This window comes from Cellvibrio sp. (genome assembly GCF_039207905.1).
GTDB lineage: Bacteria > Pseudomonadota > Gammaproteobacteria > Pseudomonadales > Cellvibrionaceae > Cellvibrio.
In genome coordinates, this window is the sequence record NZ_JBCECX010000009.1 from 102735 (window position 1) to 120864 (window position 18130).

Below are 18130 nucleotides of genomic sequence, written 5' to 3' on the forward strand. Positions count from 1 at the left end.
ACTCGTTTATGCGGATTCGCGGCAAATCAGCTCTGGCTCGAAGCGATAGGTCTTTTTGCCGGATTTAGGTATGGATACTAAATCAAAAGCGGTTTTGACCATTTCTTTGATGGGAGGGTTCAGGGTGGTTAGTGCAGGAATAAAATCTTGTGCTAAAGAAATATTATCGAAACCGACTACTTTTACATCCTTGGGTACCTGTATGTTCAATTCATGTAATGAGCGGATAATCTTTGTGGCCAGTATGTCGTCTCCGGCGATGATCACCTCGGGCAGTTTTTTTAGCTGCAGCAGGCGCTCTTTTAGTGAGTCTGTTGTTTCGTCAAATGCAATGTTGTCCACAATATTTATCTTTTGGCTATCAAGGGCTTTAATGTATTGATCTTTGAATGTCTCGTGAGAGAGACTCTGATTAAACAGTAGCGCCACGTTCTTGATATTCTGCTTATGCAAGTACTGTGCGACTAACTCGGTGCTGATTTTTTCGTCCAGGCAAATGGTGGGGCCAATACTTTCTTTGGTGAATCCTATCTGGACTACTGGAATAGATTTCTGTGCAAAGTTCTCATACCACTCTTTTTTTCTATCACTGCCTACAATGATTAAACCCTCAATACTGTGCTTGGAGAATGCAGAGATATCCAATGTGTCCATATCTCGCTGATAAGAGCCTGCCAATATAAGTGAGAATTTCCGCTGCTTTGCAATTTTGTGCAGTTCTCCGAGGATGATCCCAAAGTAAGGGTCTTCAAAGTCATAGGTGATTACACCCAGGGTATGCGTTTTTTCGCCTCTAAGTGATAGTGCTGCGGAATTCGGTATGTAATTGACTCTTTTTGCTTCAGACAAAACTTTTTCAATGGTGTCTTCCGCAACGCCAATCTCCCGCGCCTTTCCTGATAACACACGTGAAACAAGACTGATCGATATTCCAAGTGTATCTGCAATACTTTTTTGGGTTGCCATAATGATCCGTAATTCTAGGTTTCAGGAGTTACATGTGGTTAGGAGCTCATCTTATCGCAAGGACTTATCTTATTGTAAGTCACTGTTCGTCGGGCATTAGAAAAATCCCGGATAAGACGCTTATCCGCGTATCTATCTTATGCGATACGGGAGGTATATGTTTTTGTGTGTGCTTTTTAGAGCGAATTTACCAACTTTGTATTGACAGTGTATGGTCTTGTATATAGCCTCGCTCAAACGTTTGAGTATTTGATTTTTCAAATTTTTGGCTGCCTTGGATATCATTAAGGCTACCGATTTTTGGAGTGAATGTTTTCAAGATTTCATATTTACCAAGGCAGTATTGAAATGAAGTTTAATGTATTTGAAAGTGAAGAATTGTTAGGTAAAGCTGCAGCTGAGTTGGCAGCAGCTACTATTCGCCAAGCCGCCCAGGTTAAGGATGTAGTTACTATCGTTGTGGCCACTGGATCAAGCCAATTTAGCATGTTGAAACACTTGGTTGAGCAGGAAAATATGCCATGGGAAAAAGTGCAAGCGTTTCATCTTGATGAATACATTGGTATATCTGCTACACATCCTGCTAGTTTCAGAAAATATTTAAACGAGCGTTTCGTCAGCCAAATACCTGATCTTAAAAAAATGACGCTCATTAATGCGAATTCTAAAGATATCCCAGTCGAAGTAGCCCGATTGAATTCGTTGATTGCGAATGAAGAGATTGATGTATGTTTGGCTGGAATTGGAGAAAACGGTCATTTGGCATTTAATGATCCGCCAGCAAATTTTGATACAACCGAGCCCTATATTGTTGTCGATTTGGATCAAGGGTGCCGCCAGCAGCAATGCAATGAGGGATGGTTTGAATCGATTGATACTGTGCCCAGCAAGGCCATTAGTATGAGTATTAATCAAATTATGAAAAGCAAAAAAATTATCCTATCGGTTTTAGAGGAGCGAAAAGCGATAGCAGTAAAAAATACTGTTACTCAAAAAGTTTCACCAGAGTTCCCCGCATCTATTTTGCAAAACCATCCAGATTGCGAAATGTTTTTGGATAAGCCTGCGGCAAGCCTTCTGAATACTACGGTGCTCAATAGGTAGCCCATACAAAATAGTATTTTCTATTCCTTTTGCTGGCCTATAAAAAATGCCCCAAGCACATGATGTACAAATAAAACATCTGCCAATAAAGATTCTGTTAATCATAGTGATTATTGTTGGCTCTATATTGGCCACTAAAAGCGGCTTCTTTGGTGCATCATCAGCTGCGAGCCAATCTGATAGTGTAATTATTTTAAGACTTGCTGAGGCATTGACAGAAGATAATCCTGTTACAAAATCCATGCACATTTTTGCCAAGTTGGTTAATCAGAAGACCAATGGAAAGGTACTTGTAAAAGTTTATTCTGGTGGGCAGCTTGGTGAAGAAATTGAAACAATCGAACAGACACGTTTAGGTATCATTGATTTCACGCGAGCCAATGCAATCGTACTTACTAACGTAAGCCCAAGCATGGGGGTATTTACCTTACCTTTTATCTTCAAAGATCAGGATCATAAATATCAGGTTCTTGATGGTGAAATTGGTGAGGATGTGAAAGATAAGCTGCATGATGTTGGACTAGTCGGATTTGATTTTTTAGAGGCTGGTCCGAGATCCTTTTACACACGTTCAGATCGACCTATTAAGAGCCTTGCAGATATGCAAGGCTTAAAAATCCGCGTTCAGCCTGCGCCGATTATGATACGAATGATTGAGCTTCTTGGGGCAGTTCCAACGCCGTTAAATTATGGTGATGTCTATTCGGCGATCCAAACAGGCGTGGTTGATGGTGCGGAAAATGATTTTGTTAGCTATGCCTCTTCTGCTCACTTTGAGGTAGCAAAAAACTACGTTGAGGATGAGCATCTTAGTCCTCCAGCTGTTCTGCTGATGAATGCGCACAAGTTTTCATCTTTGCCGCCGTCTTTTCAAAAAGCGATTTCCGATGCGGCGAGAGAGGCGGCATTTTTAGAACGTGAAATGATGAATCAAGCAAACATTGATGCAAAACAGATGTTGTTGGATAAAAGGGTATCTATTACCACTATTGATAGGGAGCCATTTCGTAATGCAATGATGCCTTTATACCAGGAATTTCCTGAGTACGCTGAATACATAGACCGAATTAATGGTGTTAAGTGATGATTACATATCTTGGGTATCTTGTTCGCGGTGTCGAATACATCAATAAAGCGATAGAAATACTGTGTAGTTTCTTGTTGGTTTTGATGATTTTCCTTGTGGTTTTTCAGGTTATCTTTCGCTATCTGCTCGGCACACCCATTAGCTGGTCTGAGGAAGTCGCAATATTCATGTTGATTTGGTTTGGTATGTTATCCGTTGCAACTGCGGTTTATCGACACGAACATATTTCTATCAGTGTTATTTCAGATCGATTATCAAAAAAAGGTCAGTATTTTTTGGCTACTTTGGTGCAAGTGCTAATTCTGATTTTTGCGCTTAACATCATGCTGAACTCTACATTGCTGATGAGCTTGGTGGGTTCAGAAATATTGCCAGCCTCCGGAATTCTTCGCTCGTATTTATATCTTGCACCATTGGTTGCCGGAGCTCTAATGGTTATTAATGCGATTGCTAACATCTTATGGAATGCCGATCCAAAAAAGCATGATGATAACCAATCGCCAGCATTGGATGCTTTGAGCGGAACTGAAAAATAATGGAACAGCAAACCTTAGGTACTATTATTTTATTGGGTGGATTTTTACTGCTCATGTTTTTGCGCGTTCCTATTGCGTTTGCTTTGGGGATGTCATCGTTAGCAACTATCGTGTACCTGGATATACCGACGGTTGTGTTGGTGCACCGGATGATTAATAGCCTCAACAGTTTTACTTTTTTGGCTGTGCCCTGTTTTATTTTGGCTGGGCATTTGATGGGCGAGGGTGGTATCTCCGATAGATTAATTCGGTTTGCGGATGTATTGGTAGGGCGGGTGCGCGGTGGATTGGCGCAAGCAAATATTGCATCCAGTTCAATGTTTGGCAGTATTTCCGGATCAGCAGTGGCTGATGTTGCTTCTATAGGTTCTGTGCTAATTAAATCCATGTCGCAGCGTGGTTATCGGCCTGGCTATTCAGTTTCAGTCACCATTTCATCTTCCATCCAAAGTATTTTGATTCCACCCAGTCAGAACATGATTTATTTTTCATTGGCGGCTGGTGGTATATCGGTAGAAAGTCTTTTTTTAGCAGGTTATTTTCCAGCACTACTATTAGGTGGTTCACTGATGGTGCTCTGCTGGATATTGGCAATTAAACAAGGCCACCCTAAAGGTGAGAGATACACGATCAAGGAATCGGTAAAAATTGGATTGGATGCCGGTATAGGTCTTTTCACTGTTGTTATTATTGTTGGCGGAATATTGCTAGGTATGTTTACGGCAACCGAATCAGCAGCGGTTGCCTCAATCTATGCTCTTCTTATCACGGTATTTATTTACCGGACAATGACGCTGTGCAAATTTGTTTCCATTCTCAATATGTCGGTGAAAACATTAGCAATGGTCATTGCAATTCTAATGACTTCATCTGCATTTGCTTTTTTGTTGGGTGTTTTAAACGTGCCGAGCGCTTTGGCAGATTTAATTTTATCCCTTTCTGGAAATGTGATTATTGCTTTGTTGGCAATTAATTTGCTGATGCTTATTTTAGGGATGCTGATGGATGTCGGTATATTGGTATTGTTGCTTACGCCCATACTGCTACCAATTGCTGTTAAGTTAGGGCTTGATCCAATTCACTTTGGCATGATTATGATGGTGAACCTCGGTATTGGGCTTTGTACTCCACCATCAGGTAGTTCTTTGCTTCTGGGATGTGCTATTGGGAAAGTATCTATGGGTACGACCCTAAAAGAGATGGTCCCATTTTATATAGTGATGCTAATAGTATTAATGCTCGTCACCTTTGTGCCCAGTATTAGCCTGTATTTACCTAATTTATCAAGCAATCAGTTATAGACGTTTCAGATACAACATATTGCCAGATACAAAACTGAGAGAGGATTTAGGAAAATGAACATCAAATATGACTGTTCAAAGAAAAATGGTTACTCATATTTTAGATTTTTATTCTTGTTTTTTTTCCTGAATCTATGGTCACTGGTCTGTGTTGCCGAAGCAGTCAGCACTGACGAACATAAAAAGTTTAATGTTGTTGCTTACCATGTGGACTTGCGGGTACAAGTGATGCCCATCAAGGCTTTAAAATTGATGGCGAAGGAAATTGCATCTCACGGGTTCAATACGCTCATCATGGAATGGGAAGCAACTTATCCTTATGAGCAGCACCGCCTTATCCCCAATCGCTATGCATACAGCCGTGAAGAAATTGCTGAGTTTGTGAAATATTCTGAAAGTCTTGGGTTGGATGTTATTCCGCTGCAACAAACTCTTGGTCATCTTGAATATCTTTTGCGCTACGAGCGGTATGCTTACTTAAGAGCAGATAAAAAAGATCTCTCCCAGATTGATCCCACACGATTGAAAGAAGCCAAAGCATTATTTACTGAATTATTCGGCGATATTTTATCCACCCATAAATCCAAATACGTACATATTGGTGGTGATGAAACCCGTATTCTCAACTGTAAACGCTGTCAGGAAGCTTGGGGAAAAGATGGAGAAAAAATAGGCAAGTCCAAGCTTTATGTAGAATATATGAAAATGATTGCGGAGATTGTAACTGCACAAGGCAAAACCCCCATCATGTGGGCGGACATGATTTTGGCGTATCCAGATGCGATTGCCCAAATGCCCAAGAATGTTATTTATATCGACTGGAATTACGGATGGGCGTTTAATCATTTTGGTGAAGAACCATCAACACTCATTAAAAAGTATGGGCTAACCTTTTGGGGGGCATCTGCAATCCGGTCATGGCCTGACGATTATTACGTTACCAATTGGGCCGCGCACATGAATAATCAGGCCGACTATGTGACCTATGCAAAAAAAGCGGGTTTTGATGGTATGGTGTTAACCTCGTGGTCTACATCAGGGGAATATACTTATGAATGGATTGCTCATGCCGAAGTAGTGGATATTTTTCCGATGCGTCAGGTATATCCGCATGCTTATCCTAATGATGCATTCAGGATGAATACCAGTGCATTTATTGAAGCAATTAGCCAAAGTAATAAATTGCTTCCCGATAGTTTTGCTCAGCAATATGCACAAAAGCGCTTTGGTTTAACAGTTGATGAATCCCAATCATTGTGGAATATTTTGAAGTCAGCATCTTTAGGCTTGAAGGCTGATATTGGTTCTGTACCACTTTCAGGCGTGCCCGGGTTACCTTCCGAAAAGCGTAAAGCTTCACAGTATTTGACTGAGGTTGTTCAGCTAAAAAGAAAACTGGCTAGCATCCGTCCTAAGCAAAATGTCCAAGAGTTTTCCCATTTTGTTATGCAGGTTGATATACGTGAATTTTATTTGCGGTTTCGAGTAATTCAGGATTTGGTTGAGTCTACAAGCTTCAGTGAGGCCGATCGTATTTCTGTCGTCAAGCAATTGGAAGCTTTACTCAAGGATTCCCGCAAGCTTGATAAACGTTTTGAAAAGTTGTTTACAGGAAAGCTTTATAAATCCGAAATAGAGAACCTTAATAAAATAAGGTCGAAACAAGTTGTTATTTTGTATGAGCAGCTAACTCGTGAAAAATGAGTCCCGGGGGATGAGGCAGCTTAAAATATTTGTATTCTAGAAGTGAAAATATGTATTTTGATATTCAAGTTAATGGTTATGCTGGAATCGATTTTAACCAAAACACCTTGAGTCTGGAGGATTTTGCTTTTGCTTGTGAAAAGCTGAAGGCAGATGGTGTATCTGGAATATTAGCCACCTTAATTACCGCAGATTTTGCGGATATGCTTATCAGGATTAGGAATATTGTTCATTTTAGAAATGAAAGCCAAATAGTTGCTGAAATGGTAAAAGGAATTCATTTGGAGGGACCTTTTATTAGTGCGGAAGATGGCTACCGCGGAGCACACCCCAAAAAACACGTTTTAAAAGCCAGCCTAAGAAAAATGTGTCTTCTGCTGGAGGCATGTGAAGGGCTATTGAAAATAGTTACCTTGGCGCCGGAGAATGATAGTGAATGTAAAGTTATAAAATACTTGCATGATAATAAGGTTGTTATTTCAGCTGGTCATTGTAATCCATCACTTGAGCAATTAAATGCCGCGATAAAAGCAGGCCTATCAATGTTCACGCACCTTGGTAATGGTTGCCCTCAACAGATGCATCGCCACGACAATATCATCCAACGGGTATTGAGTTTGAAAGATGACTTATGGCTTTGTTTTATTGCCGATGGTCACCACATCCCGTTTTGGGCATTAAAAAACTATATCGCTCTGGTGGGAACCGAGAAGGTCATCATCACCACTGATGCAATGGCGGCGGCAGGTGCGAAGGAGGGCGTGTATACGCTCGGTGAAATTCAATTGGAGGTATCCGAAGACCGTGTTGTGCGTGAACCCGGGAAGCCGAACTTTGCTGGATCTGCTATTGATATGAAATCAAGTGAAATGAATTTAGCTATAGAGCTTGGTTTAACTCCGTCCCAGTTGTATCAGATACTTTGTGCGAATCCGCTTAAAGCTTTGAATGCCTGATCGAACTTACGGTTAACTTTTAACTGGCTCCTGCAATATTGCCTCATGACCTGCGCTTAACTTTCTCTACCTTACTTCGATCATTTATATGATATTGATTCCCATTTGTTAATTATTTAAGATTGCGCCCAATTAGATGTTCACCTCTATTTCCGGGTCATCCCGATCTGGAAAAGGACTATTTGGGAGTTTTTATGCGTTCTCTAGCTCGCAGTGCGTTGGCTTTGTCGATTGCAGCTGTTATTTCTGGCACTAATGCCTTTGCTCAAAATTCCGCTGGAACAGGTAAAAGCGAAGTTGAAACGGTTTACGTTTATGGCGAGGTGAATGAAACCAAAACCGCAACCAAGTTGAACCTGACATTATTGGAAACACCGCAGGTAGTGTCAGTGGTTTCCCGTGACCAGATCGAAGATTTTTCCCTGCGGGAAATAAATTCACTGTTGGCTTATGTTCCCGGCGTTACGGTGGAGCAGGTGGAAACTGGCCGCACTTATTACACCGCACGCGGCTTCGATATTGTGAACTTTCAATACGATGGTGTGGGTGCGCCATTTTCTTACGGTTTAACCCAAGGCCATGACGACACTGCAATTTACGAACAAGTAGAAGTGGTAAAAGGTGCGACCGGTTTGATCACCGGTCTCGCCAATCCATCGGCGACTATCAACTATTTGCGCAAACGCCCCACCGAAGAATTGCAAGCATCAGCTGCAGCGTCGGCTGGTAGTTGGAATCAATATCGGGTGGATGGCGATATTTCCGGGCCGATTATTGCCGACAAACTCAGCGGGCGTTTGGTTGTTGCTAAACAAGATGGTGATTCTTATCTGGATCGTTATGGCAAGGAATTGACTGTTTTCTACGGCATTGTCAGTGCCGAGATTACCGACTCTACGCGTGCAACCTTGGGGCACAGCATCAACGACAGCCATAGCGATGGGAATTCATCCGGTGCTTTACCGTTGTTTTATAGCGATGGTTCATTGACTGATTACGATGTGTCTACCAACACTGCACCTGGCTGGGCTTATCAAGATGTGAAGCAAACTCGCACCTTCGTTGAATTGGAACAGGATTTGGGTGAACACTGGATGGCAAAAGCCATTTTCACGCGCAACGATTTGGAAAGTGAGTGGACTTCGCTGTATCTGGCGGGCGCACCTGATCCAATTACCGAAGAAGGGTTGGGGGCGCACGCGAGTCTCTATCAAGCGGATGATCAGGAGGACATTGTTGACTTGTTTATCAGCGGATCTTTTTCCTTATGGGGACAGGAGCATGAGTTGGTCGCCGGTTTTAATACCGCCGATATCAAGCTGACCGGCCGCTCCATTTATACCGATGAATGGAACTACAATCCTATCGGTGCAGCTTGGGCAGATGGAAAAACACCGCTGCCGGAATTTGATGTTTACGATGCTGCGACCCAGTCAACCGACATAGACCAGAAGCAAGACTCTTTTTATTTATCAACCCGTTTGAAGCTCACCGATGAACTTTCGCTTTTGCTGGGCGCACGCACAGTGGATATCGAACAAGACGGTATCAGTTACGGTGCACCGCAGGCTGCATCAGACAAAGAAACCGTTCCCTATGCCGGCATCACCTATGAAGTTCTTCCGGGCACAGTGCTCTATACCAGTTATAGCGAAGTGTTCAGCGCCCAGACGTGGGTTGATGCCGACTTATTGCCATTGGGCGCTGTGCGCGGTGAGAGTTCAGAGGTGGGGATTAAGCAGGAAGTTTTTGCCGGTAAGGCTGTTCTCACCCTGTCGGCGTTTGAATCCAGTCAGGAAAATTTTGGTGAGTGGGTGACGCGCGATACTGAATCCGGTTTGAATATTTATCGCGGTGTTGGATTTGACAGTAAAGGTTTTGAGGTTGAACTCGCAGGTGAAGTATTTACCGGCCTTAATCTCAGTGCTGGTTACACTCAAGTTGATGTTGAAGATGATAACGGCAACGATACCCGTCGTTTTATTCCAAAGCACCAATTAAAGCTGGCCAGTGCATATGCACTGTCATCAGTGCCTGGCCTGCGTGTTGGCGCAGGTGTTAATTGGCAGAGTGAACTTTATTTCGGCGATACCCGTGTGCAAGGGAGTTTTGCACTGGTAGACCTCTTCGCCCGTTATGAATTGACGAACAACCTGACGCTGGCGCTGAACCTGAATAATATTGGCGATGAGAAATATCTGTTGAGCCCGCAATGGGGTCAAGCCAATTACGGTGCTCCTCGCAATGTCACCGGTTCGATTACCTGGCGTTATTAATTAATCGATAGTTGATTCGCAATAAATAAGGCACTGACAGGAAAACCTGCAGTGCCTTGTTTTTATTTACCAGGTCTTAACTTTCTGTAAGATGGTTCTATTATCAAAACCATAGTTCTACTATCAAACAGTTAAGGGTTGGCCAATTTCCCTATGAATCTCGATGCCGCATACATCAAAGATCTGCAAATCTTCCTCGCTGTTGTCGACGCCAACGGTATTGCCAATGCCCAGGCAATACTGAATAAAGACGCATCGACGATTAGCCGCGCGATTGGTTCGCTGGAAACCCGGCTCGGATTAAAGCTGTGCGAGCGAGGGCGACAAGGGTTTCGTTTGACCCAGGAAGGCGAAGTATTGGTCGATGAAACGATCAAATTATTTTCATCTTTCCGCACGTTTGAACATCGCATTGAGCGTATGGGCGGAAAAGGAGTGGGGCGCTTGGTTATCGGTATTATTGATAATCTGATTACGGACACTAACTGCTCGTTGGATCGCGCGATTGGCCAGATTTCCAATCATTTTCACGGCCAGATTCACATCGATGTAATAGTGAAAAATCCCTACGATCTGGAAAAGTATCTGCTGGATAAACGTATTGATATTGCTCTCGGCATCTTTGAAAACCGGCACGATTCCATTTTCTACACCTCCTTGTATCAGGAGCGCGATTTTCTGTATTGTTCGCCCGACAACCCCGTCGGCCAACTAGTTACTGCGGGGGCGCCGCAGGCGGACATAGTAAATTCCCTCAAATCACAAAAGTTTGCTGCAAGAACTTTCTTCAATGAGACCGATATACAGGATGCTGGTTTCCAGGTGTTGGGTGAATTAAGTTTTACCTCCAACCTTGAGGCAATCGCTTTTATGTTGTTGTCGGGGCAGTTTGTTGGTTTTCTGCCCGCACATTACGCGCAGCGCTATGTCGATTCCGGTCGGCTTGTGCCGATACTGGCTGATTCAATCAGCCGTGCTTCAACTATCGAACTTGCGCATCGACAGGGTGAAGAAAATTCCCGGAAAATTATTTCTACCGCATTGAAGATCATCAAGGCTATTTAAACATGCATTTTTTGCACGTGAGCTTGCTCAAATAGTCATTTTTCCCATGGCTTCCCTTGCTTATGCTGAGTCTTCATCAAACCCATCTTCCGAAGGTATCGATATGCTCAGATTTTCCAAAGGTGCCCGTCTTGTTTCGTTATTTCTGGCATGTGTGATCTATTCCGGCCAGAGCACTGCAAAAGAAACTTATAAAATCGCCTGGACTATTTACGCGGGTACCATGCCATTAGGTTACGCGCAGGATCATGGGATATTAAAAAAATGGGGCGACAAATACGGGATCAATCTGGAAGCCGTGCAACTGAATGATTACATGGAGGCGCAAACGCAATTTTCAGCAGGCCAGTTTGCCGGAACCGTTGCGATTACCCTTGATGCTCTGACTATCCCGGCGAGTTCAGGTATTGATACCAGTGTTGTTATTCCGCTCAGTACATCGGTTGGCAGCGATGGCATTATCATTCGCGGCAAAGGTAAAACAGTTGCAGACCTGAAAGGTAAATCCATCAATCTGGTGGAATTATCGGGTTCCCATTACATGTTAGTGCGCGCGCTTGAAACTGCCGGGCTAAGCGAAAAAGATGTAAAAGTTGTGAACACATCCGATAGTGATATTGGTGCGATCTTCAGTGATAAATCGGCGCAAGTCGTCGCCACTTGGAAACCGCAATTGAGTGAGATACTCAAGCAATATCCTGATACTTCATTAGTATTTGATTCCTCCAATATTCGCGGTGAAATTGTTGACGGTTTAATTGTAAAAACCGCAACTTTAAAAAAAGAACCCAATCTTGGTAAGGCAATAGCAGGAGCCTGGTTTGAAACTGTTGCTATGCTTTCTCCGACTCATGCTAACCATAAACAATTTATTGAATACATGGCTGAGCAGCTGAATACTACGGATGCTGATCTCAAATCCCAGTTATCGACGATTGAATTTTTCACACCAACAACCGGCGTTGAGTACATTACATCTGCTGCATTTAAAACCAAGATGCAGCAAATCAGTGAGTTTGCTTTTTCTCACGGATTGTTAGGCGAAAGTGCACCCAGTGCTGAATATATTGGTATTCAAGCGGGTGATGGTGCAGTGATTGGAAATAGCAAAAATGTAAATTTACGTTTTCCGCAAGAATGGCTAAAAGGAGTTGCGCAATGAGTTTTATCAATTCATTAGCGCAATCCAAACCCTATGCTTGGCCGCTACAAGGTCATTGGCAACTGGAAAGTACCGCCGTAATTGTTATCGATATGCAGCGGGATTTTCTTGATCCGCAAGGTTATTTCGGCGCGCTGGGCGAGAGTACCAGTCACTTGGTGAATGCCATTGAACCTGCGAAAAAATTTCTGGCGAATATCAGGCAGCACGATGTATTGATTATCCACACCCGTGAAAGCCATCGTCCTGAACTGGTTGATCTGCACGATAACAAACGTTTAAAAGCCGAGCGCCAACAATCACCTGTAGGTTCCCAAGGGCCTTTGGGGCGGTTATTGGTTCGCGGTGAAGCCGGGTGCGATTTTTTTGAAGGATTCGCACCGGCCAAAGGTGAAATTGTTGTCGATAAGCCCGGAAACAGCGCATTTTATGCAACTGATCTCGAACATATCTTGCGTGTAAAACGCATCAAACACATTGTGTTACTGGGTGTGACTACAGATGTTTGTGTATCTTCAACAATGCGTGATGCGAATGACCGAGGATTCGATTGTGTGTTGCTACAAGATTGTTGTGGCGCTGCAACCGAGCAGCTTCATCTGGGTGTTCTTGCCAGCATCGAACGCGAAGGCGGAATCTTTGGTGCTTATTGCGATAGCGATGAACTGATTGGTGAAATAGAAAGAAAATTCCCTGATTAACTTGAATCGCGCGATTAATAAAACGTTCACCAGAAAAAGCGACCGATGGTCGCTTTTTTTATGCGTTACCTATAAGTCTTTTACTTTTAAACGTTAGTATTGGACTTTATCTATGCCAGTATTCATTCGCTGCTGAGACTTAATAAAAATGCTAAAAATACGTATCGCAATTGTGATCTTTGGTATCTTGCTTCCTTATTTTGCGAGAATACCCGGAGGTTCAAGTTGGTTGAACCAATACACTAGCGGCGGCATGTCCAGTTTTTTATTCTTCGGCTCATTTAACGCAATTGCGTGGGGCGCAATTTTGTTCTGCACTTTTTTATACAAACACAAACTATCGGCGATTGCTCCCGTGCTATTTGGTTTTGTGCCTCTGGCATTAGTGCATGGCATGTATGACCTGTCCTCAGATGCTCAAGCAGCGATTGGTCTTATATTTATTCCAATTTATGCACTGGTGCCCATCGCCGTTGGCGGGGTCATTGGTTATCTGTTAGATCGACATCTCACAAAATAATTTACGCCTCACCAATATCGAAGCGAGTAATTTTATCGCCGTCCATACGAAAAATGTGCGTTACGGTTTTGTCTTTTAAACCGTGAGTTTGCCCGCTTAACGGCTGGCCATTGAGATCAAATACTGTCTGGATCACTTCAACCGAAATAACCTCGTCTACCTGCCGAAATGCTACGGGCGCAACATGTGGATTAACCATCGCCCACTGGCGTGTCCAATATTCACGTACGCCATCATGTCCGTGTACATGGCCACCGTCCATGCCATTTGCCCAAGCCACATCATCGGCGAGTGCTGCGAGCACGCCGTCAATATCACGCGCGTTGAAGCACTCATAAATCGCTTTGATGATCCGAACTTTGTTGTCCGACATAGTTACATCTCCGATATGAATTGAATGAAGCATTTGCTCCATTAAGTTGTCGTTTATTGCTCTGAGTTTTGGTATATATGCACATATGTATTTTGATGTTGTGCAAATATATATGTGCATATGTATATTTGTCAAACAAGTGAATCCAGGAGAAATAAAAGAAATGGTTGATAACGTACTTTCTACGCCGGGGCATCTGATAAGCATTGCCGCACGGGGTTTCGCGCGCCTGAGTGAGTCGCGTCTGAAGCCACTTGGATTTGGCGTTGGCCACTTGCCGGTGTTGGTGGCATTGCAGGAGGGGCATGCGAATACCCAGCGCGATCTGGCGCGCTTCGCCAAGGTTGAACAACCGCCAATGGCGCAGATGCTTACGCGTATGGAGCGCGATGGTTTGATCGAGCGAACACGCGATCCGGCCGATGGTCGCAGCAGTCACATAGTGCTGACACAAACGGCGCAGGAACGCATGCCAGAAGCAATGGCGATGTTGTTTCAGGGAAACAATGAAGCGATGAGCGGATTTACGGATGCAGAAAAAAAGCAACTGACTCATCTGCTTACACGGCTGATCAGCAATCTTGATCAAATCGCAGGTGCAAGCGCGGAGTAGGTAAGAAAGGCTAATAGCGTATTAATTTTTTCATGCCCTACATTGAAATTTTAACCTTTCTCAATATGGCAAAAACGCTAATTTTTATGTTTGATTTGTTTTGGTTAAGAAAAATAACATTTTATTTAATATGATCATTTGAGATATAAGGTAATCACCTCAAACACGCCTCAAGTTATTACTACTGCCGCGCGATAAGCAATGTGAGTAGCATAACCTTCGTAAATTATCTCAACGGAATTTTATCTGCTCGTTGCTGATTAATATTTTTTTGAGTGCCCCAATAATTGGATAATCTCTGTTTATAAATATTAAAGAGTGGGAAAAATGTTTTCTGTCAATATTCAGGCGAACTGATCTTATTAAGAAACCCGGCGATATAGAACGATTTTTTTCTGGCGCAATTTTAATAAAAAAACACTATCTCACACGTTTGCAATTTAAAATCAATACTCTCATTGCTAGTGCATTTTTCTTCGTACAAAAAATTCTCATGCTCCTTCTAATTGGATAAAAATAATTTATGCGCCGTCGATTTGCGACACGCATCTGCTTTGTTTTGTGAGGCGATAAACGTTAATTGAAAATACTCGATAATTTTTTTTGACTGAACATTTTGTAAGCTACGGTTGTTCACGGATCATCTTGTTCACTAGTGATCTTTCAACGGCGCTAAATATAGTCGGATCGGCATGCAAAAAATACGGAATATATTTAGTTATAAAAAATGCAAGAAATAACCGTGGGCTTATAAGTATGCGTAAATATTTAATAGTGAAGTGCATTGCGCTCGGCTTTGGCGCATTGACGTTAATTAGTGCGGCGGCTGGCTCATCAGGCGCGGTGTTAACACCAATAAAAGCAGTTGCATCGAGTGTTGAGAGGGGAAATCTCAGCGCGGATAAGGTGCTTGATAACAATTTGAGTACACGATGGGGAAGCGGCTTTTCAGATGATCAATGGATTTACCTGGATTTCGGTGAGAGTGTTAGTTTCAGTAATGTCACGCTTTACTGGCAGAGTGCTTATGCGAAAAATTACCAGATTCAAGTTTCGTCCAATGCAAACAACTGGAATACGTTGAAAGCGGTAAATGGATCTGCTGGCGGCGTTGAGTCTATAGATATAGTCGGAACCGGCCGATACCTAAGAGTGTTGTGCCTCAAACGATCATCGCAATCCGGGTATTCCATTTTTGAAATTAAAACTCTGGGTGTGGTTAATGGTTCTGGTAATTTGTCCAGCAGTGCGCAGTCAGCATCGGTTAGCAGTACAGCATCGTCGGATGATGGCTTATTAGGGCCGGATGCACCGGAGGATCAGCCTGAATTACCGACCTCATCGTCGTCATCTTCTGCGCAGTCCGTTTCTTCATCGGGGCCTAAACAAGAGCTTCCTTTACTCAACACATCGGCACTGGAAGCACCAACCAGTGGCGATGGTTTAAAGCCGCTATTACCTGTCACTCAAGAACCATTGGAATCCACTCGATTTACTTTAGCTGATGGCACATTAGTCACTCGCTTTGGCGTGGTTGGCCGCCATCGTCACGCACGGGAACGTGGCGAGGCCTGGAATGAAATCGGCTACGGTAGAAATGAGACCTTTGATGCTGCAGGTAACCCTTTCGATAAGGGCCCCGGCCACTATCTGGATTTTGTGAAGAACTACTTCAAGAAGCGTACTTGGGGTGTTGAGATTATTGATAACAGTCGCGTCGCCGGTGTGACTGATCCAACCTTGCGAATAAACCAATATTTTCAGCAGGATCAGCTCCCTGGTGGTCGAGGCTTCTTCCGTGCTTTTTCCCAGCCAGGTACTAGCGCTTTTGGATGGATGTCACCCGGCAAACTGGCGGACCAAAGTTTATATGGACAACGAGATGCGGATGGTGAGTTGATTACTAACTGCCGCGTGGTGCCATTGCCGCCTAACGGCAGATTACTGCGCCCGGATACGGTGTTGAACGATGGGTGCAGTGCGACAGTGCAAGGTTATCCCAGCCATGCGGGTTTAACTCCTGATGCCAATGGAGTGCTCGCACGCCTGCAAGAGGTACCCAATGCCACACAGTTTTATGACTACAGTGTGAGCTTTGATCCTGCTACCGGTAAATTGACCACCGGCCTTCCAGTCGCAACGGCAGACATAAAAAAACGGCCGTTGAAAGTTGGTGATGTTGTTGAAGTTACCTCGTCTTTTTTCTCCAAACCCAAGGCAATGGCGCCTGATACTGGCGGCAATCGCTACTACACAACGGAATTAAGCTATGTCGTCGGTGTGGGTTTGCGCCCGTGGTACGGAATACAACCGCGCTTGAATAATGCGCCTCTACCTGATGAGGTATTGCAGGGTGGGATTGGTTCGGTTTCCTATGATTATGCTGACAATGGCCACCTGATGTTTCAACAACAGCAAAACAATATTGGTATTCAAAATATGCAGCGCTTCGTTGACGGTCGTCGCTTGCTGCATAGCAATATGACGACGGGTGAGCACAACGAGCCTGGCAATGATCGCCTCGATGCCGTGATAGGTTTACAAGGGCCAACCTTTAACCAATCTTCCTGTTTTGGCTGCCATATCAACAACGGTCGTAGTCCGGCACCAGCGACAATCAATCAACGTCTGGACAAGATGGCAATTCGCACAGCAATGATCACCAATGGTAAACAGTTACCGGATTCACGTTATGGCTTGGGTGTGCAGATGAACCGTCTTGGGCTCAATAACGAGCTGCAAGACACAGGTAATAGCGTAAGGCTAGCGGGTTTTGATGTGCAAACCGTCAACCTTGCCGATGGCACGGTTGTAGAGTTGCGTAAACCCAGGTTGTCTTTTGATGGTCCTGTGCCACAAATAACGTCCCTGCGTGCAGCTCAGCCAATTATTGGTACTGGTTTACTTGAAGCTGTTCCCGAAGCGGACATTCTGGCACGCGTTCGCAGCACGCCTGACCAGGATGGCGTGAAGGGGCTGGCGAATTTTGTATTCGATCCGGAAACTGGTGATGTGCGTTTAGGACGCTTCGGTTGGAAGGCGGGCAAGGTTAGCCTTCGCCATCAATCTGCGGCTGCAGCGTTGCAGGATATGTCAGTGACCTCTCCCATCTATCCAAGTCTTGAGTGTCTGGCTGGTCCGGCAACGTGCAAAACCGGGAATCTGGATGAAGGTCTTTCTGAGGATGAACTGCAAAAAATCTATCGTTATGTTGCTCTTGTGGCCGTACCCGCGCAACGCAGTTTGGTGAGTGGCTTTCCGAAAGGAGTGGCGCCATTAGCTGACCTTGATGTTGATCCTGTGAAGATAGCAGCCGGTGCAAAAATCTTTACAGATATACGCTGCTCCAGTTGCCACACCACTGAGATGAAAACGGGAGGCGGACATGAATTGGAGGAGCTGCGTAATCAGACGATCAAACCCTACACCGATCTTCTACTGCATGACATGGGGCCTGGTTTGGCCGACAACTTTATCGAAAGTATGGCTCCGGGCCACCTGTGGCGCACGGCACCTTTGTGGGGTATCGGTTATACCACCAAGGTGATGGAAAACCAGGGCGCAGTGGGTTATTTGCACGATGGCCGTGCGCGTAACCTAACTGAAGCGATTATGTGGCATGGCGGTGAAGGCGCAAAATCGCGTGATCGATTTGCATCACTGTCGGCGACAGATCGCCGTGACTTGTTAACTTTCCTGCAATCGTTGTAACACTTGATAGCAAAATCTGGCGGGGCATCAAAGCAAATCGGATTCTCTGATTTGC

The 18130-nt window shown here is 44.1% G+C and carries 15 protein-coding genes; 13 read left to right on the forward strand and 2 right to left on the reverse strand.

Annotation, left to right across the window (positions count from 1 at the left end; genetic code table 11):
- Nucleotides 1-6: 6 nt before the first annotated feature.
- Nucleotides 7-966, reverse strand: a complete 960-nt coding sequence (locus tag AAGC78_RS07290) for a LacI family DNA-binding transcriptional regulator (protein WP_435783400.1) — start codon at nucleotides 964-966, stop codon at nucleotides 7-9.
- A gap of 348 nt (nucleotides 967-1314) precedes the next feature.
- Here AAGC78_RS07290 and AAGC78_RS07295 point away from each other — a divergent pair, with 348 nt between their 5' ends.
- The 11 genes from AAGC78_RS07295 (at nucleotide 1315) to AAGC78_RS07345 (ending at nucleotide 13378) form a co-directional block, all read left to right on the forward strand.
- On the forward strand, nucleotides 1315-2070 hold the full coding sequence (locus AAGC78_RS07295; RefSeq protein ID WP_435783401.1) for a glucosamine-6-phosphate deaminase: 756 nt from the start codon (nucleotides 1315-1317) through the stop codon (nucleotides 2068-2070).
- Nucleotides 2071-2116: 46 nt separating this feature from the next.
- Nucleotides 2117-3154 carry a TRAP transporter substrate-binding protein gene (locus tag AAGC78_RS07300; RefSeq protein ID WP_435783402.1) on the forward strand — a complete coding sequence of 346 codons (1038 nt, stop codon included), beginning with the start codon at nucleotides 2117-2119 and terminating at the stop codon, nucleotides 3152-3154.
- Nucleotides 3154-3693, forward strand: coding sequence for a TRAP transporter small permease (locus AAGC78_RS07305; RefSeq protein ID WP_435783403.1), 540 nt, complete (start codon nucleotides 3154-3156; stop codon nucleotides 3691-3693). The genes AAGC78_RS07300 and AAGC78_RS07305 overlap by 1 nt, the downstream gene beginning before the upstream one ends.
- Complete coding sequence (locus AAGC78_RS07310) at nucleotides 3693-4994, forward strand: TRAP transporter large permease (RefSeq protein WP_435783404.1); 1302 nt, start codon at nucleotides 3693-3695, stop codon at nucleotides 4992-4994. Before AAGC78_RS07305 ends, AAGC78_RS07310 begins: the two co-directional genes overlap by 1 nt.
- A 54-nt stretch (nucleotides 4995-5048) precedes the next feature.
- Nucleotides 5049-6698, forward strand: a complete 1650-nt coding sequence (locus AAGC78_RS07315; protein WP_435783405.1) for a family 20 glycosylhydrolase — start codon at nucleotides 5049-5051, stop codon at nucleotides 6696-6698.
- Between the two features lie 50 nt (nucleotides 6699-6748).
- Nucleotides 6749-7654, forward strand: coding sequence for an N-acetylglucosamine-6-phosphate deacetylase (locus tag AAGC78_RS07320; RefSeq protein WP_435783406.1), 906 nt, complete (start codon nucleotides 6749-6751; stop codon nucleotides 7652-7654).
- Between the two features lie 194 nt (nucleotides 7655-7848).
- Nucleotides 7849-9930, forward strand: a complete 2082-nt coding sequence (locus AAGC78_RS07325; protein WP_435783407.1) for a TonB-dependent siderophore receptor — start codon at nucleotides 7849-7851, stop codon at nucleotides 9928-9930.
- Nucleotides 9931-10083: 153 nt separating this feature from the next.
- Nucleotides 10084-10995, forward strand: a complete 912-nt coding sequence (locus tag AAGC78_RS07330) for a LysR family transcriptional regulator (protein ID WP_435783408.1) — start codon at nucleotides 10084-10086, stop codon at nucleotides 10993-10995.
- 103 nt (nucleotides 10996-11098) lie between these two features.
- Entirely contained in the window at nucleotides 11099-12157 is a 1059-nt protein-coding gene (locus AAGC78_RS07335) for a putative urea ABC transporter substrate-binding protein (protein WP_435783409.1), read from the forward strand.
- Nucleotides 12154-12858 (forward strand): cysteine hydrolase family protein, encoded by a 705-nt coding sequence (locus tag AAGC78_RS07340; RefSeq protein ID WP_435783410.1) that lies wholly within the window; start codon nucleotides 12154-12156, stop codon nucleotides 12856-12858. Before AAGC78_RS07335 ends, AAGC78_RS07340 begins: the two co-directional genes overlap by 4 nt.
- Nucleotides 12859-13111: 253 nt before the next feature.
- The gene (locus AAGC78_RS07345; RefSeq protein ID WP_435783411.1) at nucleotides 13112-13378 is read left to right on the forward strand and encodes a hypothetical protein; all 267 of its coding nucleotides are present in this window, start codon (nucleotides 13112-13114) and stop codon (nucleotides 13376-13378) included.
- A gap of 1 nt (nucleotide 13379) precedes the next feature.
- Here AAGC78_RS07345 and AAGC78_RS07350 read toward each other — a convergent pair whose 3' ends face one another.
- Entirely contained in the window at nucleotides 13380-13784 is a 405-nt protein-coding gene (locus tag AAGC78_RS07350; protein WP_435783412.1) for a nuclear transport factor 2 family protein, read from the reverse strand.
- Between the two features lie 130 nt (nucleotides 13785-13914).
- On the opposite strand from AAGC78_RS07350, the gene AAGC78_RS07355 reads away from it, so the two are divergent.
- Nucleotides 13915-14364, forward strand: coding sequence for a MarR family winged helix-turn-helix transcriptional regulator (locus tag AAGC78_RS07355; protein ID WP_435783413.1), 450 nt, complete (start codon nucleotides 13915-13917; stop codon nucleotides 14362-14364).
- 756 nt (nucleotides 14365-15120) lie between these two features.
- A complete protein-coding gene (locus AAGC78_RS07360) occupies nucleotides 15121-18075 on the forward strand; it encodes a di-heme oxidoredictase family protein (RefSeq protein ID WP_435783414.1) in 2955 nt (984 codons plus the stop codon).
- Nucleotides 18076-18130: the final 55 nt, after the last annotated feature.